This is a genomic window from Pseudomonas sp. NPDC008258 (assembly GCF_042956345.1).
In the GTDB taxonomy this organism is placed as follows: Bacteria; Pseudomonadota; Gammaproteobacteria; order Pseudomonadales; family Pseudomonadaceae; genus Aquipseudomonas.
This window is the reverse complement of the sequence record NZ_JBIBGE010000043.1, coordinates 44,360-50,359: the sequence shown is the minus strand read 5'-3', so window position 1 is coordinate 50,359 and position 6,000 is coordinate 44,360. Positions and strand designations below refer to the sequence as shown.

At 63.1% G+C, this 6,000-nt stretch carries 6 protein-coding genes; 4 read left to right on the top strand and 2 right to left on the bottom strand.

Annotation, left to right across the window (positions count from 1 at the left end; translation table 11 throughout):
• Positions 1-116: 116 nt before the first annotated feature.
• Complete coding sequence (locus tag ACFY9W_RS26035; protein ID WP_391136753.1) at positions 117-1,313, bottom strand: MFS transporter; 1,197 nt, start codon at positions 1,311-1,313, stop codon at positions 117-119.
• A 117-nt stretch (positions 1,314-1,430) separates the two neighbouring features.
• Here ACFY9W_RS26035 and ACFY9W_RS26030 point away from each other — a divergent pair, with 117 nt between their 5' ends.
• Entirely contained in the window at positions 1,431-2,327 is an 897-nt protein-coding gene (locus tag ACFY9W_RS26030; RefSeq protein ID WP_391136750.1) for a LysR substrate-binding domain-containing protein, read from the top strand.
• Here ACFY9W_RS26030 and ACFY9W_RS26025 read toward each other — a convergent pair.
• Positions 2,308-3,228: a LysR substrate-binding domain-containing protein gene (locus ACFY9W_RS26025; protein WP_391136747.1), complete on the bottom strand. Its 921-nt coding sequence runs from the start codon at positions 3,226-3,228 to the stop codon at positions 2,308-2,310. The genes ACFY9W_RS26030 and ACFY9W_RS26025 overlap by 20 nt on opposite strands.
• A 159-nt stretch (positions 3,229-3,387) precedes the next feature.
• On the opposite strand from ACFY9W_RS26025, the gene ACFY9W_RS26020 reads away from it, so the two are divergent.
• The 3 genes from ACFY9W_RS26020 to ACFY9W_RS26010 are packed head-to-tail and all read left to right on the top strand — an operon-like array spanning position 3,388 to position 5,915.
• Positions 3,388-4,176: a YqcI/YcgG family protein gene (locus tag ACFY9W_RS26020; RefSeq protein WP_391136744.1), complete on the top strand. Its 789-nt coding sequence runs from the start codon at positions 3,388-3,390 to the stop codon at positions 4,174-4,176.
• Positions 4,177-4,178: 2 nt separating this feature from the next.
• Complete coding sequence (locus tag ACFY9W_RS26015; RefSeq protein WP_391136741.1) at positions 4,179-4,805, top strand: LysE family transporter; 627 nt, start codon at positions 4,179-4,181, stop codon at positions 4,803-4,805.
• Positions 4,806-4,832: 27 nt separating this feature from the next.
• Entirely contained in the window at positions 4,833-5,915 is a 1,083-nt protein-coding gene (locus ACFY9W_RS26010; protein WP_391136738.1) for a hypothetical protein, read from the top strand.
• Positions 5,916-6,000 lie beyond the last annotated feature (85 nt).

Below are 6,000 nucleotides of genomic sequence, written 5' to 3'. Positions count from 1 at the left end.
AACAAGGCGGTCGCGCGCGCATGGCACAGGCGTAACTGGCCCGAAACAAATGTAGGAGCGAGCTTGCTCGCGATGCGCCGCGCGGGCGGCGCTCGATCTCACAGGCGCCCCATACCTTATGCCTGACGCCTCGCAGCCACAAACCCGCTCCGCCGCCCGACAAACGCGAGCACCCAGGCCAATGCGATCAACACCAGTACCACCCCGCCAAAGCCTTCCACCCCTACCCCGCCCAGCAGCAATCCGCCAATGATCCCGCCCAGGGCAATAGCGCTGTTCCATACCGTCACCAACATCGATTGCGCCACATCACCGCCCTCGCCCGCCGCATCGGCACAAGCCGTCTGCAGCAGGGTCGGTGCACCACCGTAGGTCAAACCCCACAAGGCAATGCTCACATACATCCACCACGAAGATGCCTGCCCCAATGCCAGTGTCGCCAAGGCAAAACCGGCCAGGCTCAACAACACCAGCTTGCGCAAATGACGGTCGACCAGCGCCCCCACCAGACCGATGCCGGCCAGCGCCGACAGGCCAAATACCATCAACACCGGACCAATGTCCGCAGCCATGCCGGCCGCCGCCAGCAGCGGCACAATGTAGGTGTAGAGAATGTTGTGGCCAAGAATCCAGCTCAGGATCACCAGCAACACGACCAACACCCCCGGCGTGCGCAGCACCTGCATGGCCGCCGGGCGCTTGCCGGCAGCATGCCCCGGGTACTCAGGCACCGAGCGCAGCACCCACACCACCAGCAGCAACGCCACCAAAGTGACCACCACAAACGTTGCACGCCAGCCCAGCCCTGCGCCCAACCAGGTGGCGATGGGCAGCCCGAGCGACAAGGCAATCGGCTGGCCAAGCATGGCCAACGCCATGGCCCGGCCCTGCTGGGCTACCGGCACCATGCGCCGGGCGTGCCCGGCGATCAGGCCCCAGGCCAGCCCGGCTGCCGCACCGGTGAAAAAACGCAGCACCAGGGTCAGGCCGTTGGAGGTCGACAAGGCCGTCAGCCCGTTGAACAACACGAAGCCGACGATCGCCAGCAACAGCGCCTTGCGGCGATACCAACCCTGGGTCAGGGTCACCAGCGGGATTGCCGTCAACAAGGAGCCCAGCGCATAGGCCGTGACCCATTGCCCCGCCATTGCCTGACTGATGTGCATGCCGTCGGCGATCTGGTCGAGCAAGCCTGCCGGCAGGGTTTCGCTGAGGATGGCGATGAAGCCGGTCATGGCCAGCGCCAGTAGCCCGCTGAGAGGCAGGCGTTCGCTGCTGGCGCTCAGCAACGGTGCGGAGGATGTCTGGGACATTGCAAATGCCTTGAGTAGGAAACGAGGCAAACAGTCTGCAAGCTACGGCCATTGCGGAAAAAGACGGTTACAATGCCATTCACCTCGGACACTTATGTCCGCAATCGGGAATGCAGCATGGACAGCCTCAGCGGCTTCGTGGTCTTCAATCGGGTGGCCGAAACCCGCAGCTTCGTCGCCGCTGGCCAGTCGTTGGGCATCAGTGCCTCGGCCGTGGGCAAACGCGTGGCACGGCTGGAAAACCGCCTGGGTGTGCGCCTGTTCCACCGCAGCACGCGCAGCATCACCCTCACTGCCGAGGGCACGCTGTTCCTTGAGCGCAGCAGGCGCATCCTGGCGGAAATCGAGGCCACCGAGCAGGAACTGTCGCAGGCCAGCGAAACCCCACGTGGCCGCCTGCGCGTGAGCATGCCGCAAGTCACCGGGCTGGTGATGCCGGCGCTGGCCGAGTTCATGGCGCTGTACCCGCAGGTGGAGCTGGACCTGGACTTTTCCGACCGTATTGTGGATATCGTTGGCGAAGGCTTTGATGTGGTAATGCGCGGCGGGCAGCCGGTGGATTCGCGGCTCAACGCCAAGTTTCTAGGGCACTTCCAGCACCGCCTGGTGGCCTCGCCGGAGTACCTGCGCGAACGCGGCACGCCCCTGCACCCGCGCGATCTGGCGGCGCACACCTGCCTGCATTACCGCTTCCCCAGCAACGGCAAGCTGGAAACCTGGCCGCTGCGCCAGGAGCACCCCGATCAAGCCTACGACATCCCCATTTCGATGGTATGCAACCATGTCGAGACGCGCGTCTGCTTTGCCGTCAACCACCGCGGCATCACCTGCCTGCCCGACTTCACCGTGCGCCGCGAACTGGGCAATGGCGCGCTGGTCACCGTACTCGACAGTTTCATGGAGCGGCGCGGCAGCTTCTATCTGCTGTGGCCGTCCGGGCGGCAGATGCCGCCGAAGTTGCGGGTGTTCATCGACTTCATGCTCGAACGGGTGTTCAACCGTACAGGTAGTTGATGTCCTTGTAGGCCAGCGGTGGTACCTGGCCAAGCAGGAAGTCGCGCAGCTTGTGCATCTGCCGCGCCTTGGGGCTGGCCTTGAGCCAGGTCATGTAGTAGCCGTCGCCGGTGGCCACCGCGTGCTTGAACGGCGTAACCAGCCGCCCGGCCGCCAGGTCGGCACTGGCAAGGACCAGGTCGACCACTGAAATACCCAAGCCTTGCTGGGCAGCGGAAATGCCCTGGTCGAGGGTGTCGAACACCTGCCCCTGGTCGATGCTGATGTCCAGCGCATCCATGCGTGCCAGCCAGCGCCGCCAATCACGCCGGTCGGGGGACGGGTGCAGGAACTCGCATTGGGTCAGGTCGGCCAGTTCGGGTTGCACTTGCGACATGTAATCGGGGTGGCACACCGGGATCAGCCATTCATCGAACAGCTTGAAGCTTTCGATATCAGCAGGGAAACGCCCGCTGGCCAACAGGATGGCGCAGTCGTAGGGCTCGGAATAGAAGTCCACGGTGTCGATGTCCATCCACACGCTGGACAGCTGCACGCTGCAGTTGTCATCGGCCTTCTTGAACGCATCCAGCGCCCGCAGCAGCCAGCGCACCGTGAGCGTGGACGGGGCTTTCAGGCGCAGGCCATAGCGGTCCTGACGCAGCAATGCGCAGGCATTTTCGATGATCTTGAAGCCAATCTTGAGCTCTTGCGCCAGTAGCCGGCCATGCTCGGTCAGGCTGAGCTTGGGCCCACGGCGTTCAAACAGGTCACAGCCGAACATGGCCTCAAGCGTCTTGATGTGATGGCTGACGGCCCCTTGGGTCAGGGCCAGTTCCTCTGCCGCACGGGTAAAAGAACCATAGCGAGAGGCCACCTCAAAGGCACGCAGGGCGTGCAAGGCCTGAATCCGTTCCGACATGGCGGCGTCCCGAGCATGAGTAAGACTAATAGTAGGTCATAGTTCCACGCGTTTTACAACGTCGGGAGCGTTTCGGAAAATGCAGGTAAATATCAAACATAACCAAGATCCTGCCTGCATGTGACTGGAACGTTCACTTAATTAACGCCTGGGGAAATCATGTTTACGGGATATGGAAATTGCTATCGCCTGGATGCGCTGGAGCTAACTGCTGAACATGACCGCAATCTGCAACACTGGACTTACACAACCATAGAACATTTTCGCAGTATCCTTGCCAACCCCGACTTCCCCTGCCTGTTCGGCCGCAAGGCAGTCAACGGCCAAACCTGCCACATACTTTTCGCCCGCGCCGAGCAACTGGCCGATGACATCGCCCAGGGCCTGGCCGACTACGTGCGCACCATCGCCCCGATAGCGCCCAAGCAGCGCATCGGCAGCCCGCTGGTGGTGTTTCTCGAAACCGCCGCCGACTACACCTTGGCCGAACAGCAGGCACTGGCCTGGAAAGTGCTGCGTGGCGTGCATGCACGCGACCCGCATCCATGGCCGCAGGGCATCCCGACCGACCCCGACGACAATGGCTGGTCGTTCTGCTATGCCGGCATGCCGCTGTTCATCAACATGAACTTCCCCGGCCACCAGCAGATGAAAAGCCGCAACCTGGGGCACCACATCACGTTCGTTATCAACCCGCGGGAAAACTTCGACGAAGTGGCCAACGCCAACACCGAGAGTGGCAAGCGAATCCGCGAGCGCATCCGCGAGCGCGTGCACCACTACAACGACGGCGTCGTGCCCGACACCCTTGGCTTCTTCGGCGATACCGACAACTACGAATGGAAGCAGTACCAACTGCAGGAGGCAGGCTCGCTCAACCCGTCACGCTGCCCGTTCCACGCCCATACCGCACACCAGCCGACACCCGACTTACTGATCGAGAACTGACCGTGAATACCGCACTCACCGCCACCTATGCCCTCACCGTCCTGCTGCTCATCGCCACCCCCGGCCCGGTGGTGGCGCTGATCGTCAACACCGCGGCCGCCTCCGGCTCGCGCAAGGCCATGTTCACCGCCGTTGGTACCAACTGGGCGTCACTGGTGCTGATCGGCGCTGCAGCCTGGATCATCCTCACCAGCGCCGCCATCGACAAGGCCTGGCTCAGCGCCATGAGCCTGCTCGGGTGCCTGTTCATCGGCTACATCGCCGTGGGCACGCTCAGGGACGCCCTCAAGGCGCCTACCCCGCAAGCCGCGAACGAAGCCCCCAAGGCTGGCCGGGGTGGGCTGATGCAAGGCTTCATGGTGGGCATATCCAACCCCAAGGACATCATTTTCTTCATCGCCTTCTTCCCGCAGTTCATCCAGATCACCGAGTCGTTCGGCAAAAGCATGGTGGTGCTGTCGCTGCTGTGGGTTGCCATCGATTTCGCCGTGCTCAGCCTGTACATCTTTGCCATCGGCAAGATTGCGTCGCAGCGCAGCAATCGCGTCATCAGCCTGGCCTCGGGCGTTGCCCTGATACTGATCGCTGCCGGCGGCCTGCTGTACAACCTCAAGGAACTGGCGGCCTGAACGTGAAGCGTAAGCGAAGGAGAGAGCATGACCGCGATTGACACGAGCCCGGCTCCTTCGCCGTTGCAACAGGACTACCAGCGCTTTCTGCTGCTAGGCAGCCGGCGTGCCCCCCACACCCTGCGCGTGCATGAAACCGGCTACCGGTCCGGCACCATCAACACCGATGCCCTGGGTTTGCGCTACAGCCATTGTGCCGGCAAACGCTTTTCGGCGGCCGAACGCGGCGGCGCCTCACGTATCAACTTGCTGGTCGGCGGCTCCACGGCCTTGGGTATCGGCGCCAGTTCCGATGAACACACGGTAGCCTCGCACCTGTCGATGCTCACCGGCGAGGTCTGGCTGAGCCTGGCCGGTTGCGGGCTCAATGCCAGCCAGGAGCTGCTGATGTTCCTGACCCACCAGCACCGCCTTGGCCAACTCGGTCACGTGGTAGTGCTCAGCGGCCTCAACAGCCTGGCCCACGAAGCCCTGTGCGAGGTGCTTGCCAGCCCCAGCGATCCGCAGCAGGCCAAGGCCTATCAGGATTTCCTCAACAGTTTCAGCGAAGGCATGCAGCCTGCCGCGCCACCCCCACGGCAATCGCTGTGGCGGCGCATCGGCAAGGCCCTGGCCACGCCCCCGGCCGAGCCCCCGGCCAATTGGCCGCTGTCGCCCCCGGAAAAGCGCCTGGCCCGCGCTGCCGACACCATAGGCCGTACCTTGCGCCAATGGGACCGGCTGCTGGCAGATAGCCACGCCACCCTCACCTTCATCCTGCAACCGTTGTTGCCATGGTGCCGGGATACCCTGCCCGCCGGCGAGCAGGCCATGCTGACTGCGCTGCAGCAGCAACCCGCGCACTTCGACCGGCTGCTGGAAGGTACCTTCGACAGCCAGTTGCATTCGGCGTTTTTCCGCCGCATCAAGAGCCAGGCCGACCCGGTACCCTGCTACGACATGAACGGCATGCTCAGCAGTTCGCCGGTATTTGGCGCCGACCTGTTCATCGACCGGCTGCACCTGAACGACCTGGGTAACAATGCCTTGGCCAAAGTCATAACAGCCAAGCTTGGCCTGGCCCAGGAAAAACACACCCAGCGCAAGGTCACGCCGATCAAGCTCGTCTGACAGTTGCCGAGTGGTCTTCCGGCCGGCTCCTTGGGTGGCTAGAATAGGCAGTCGTTCCGATTTGCCCGAGGCGTACGCTTGACCG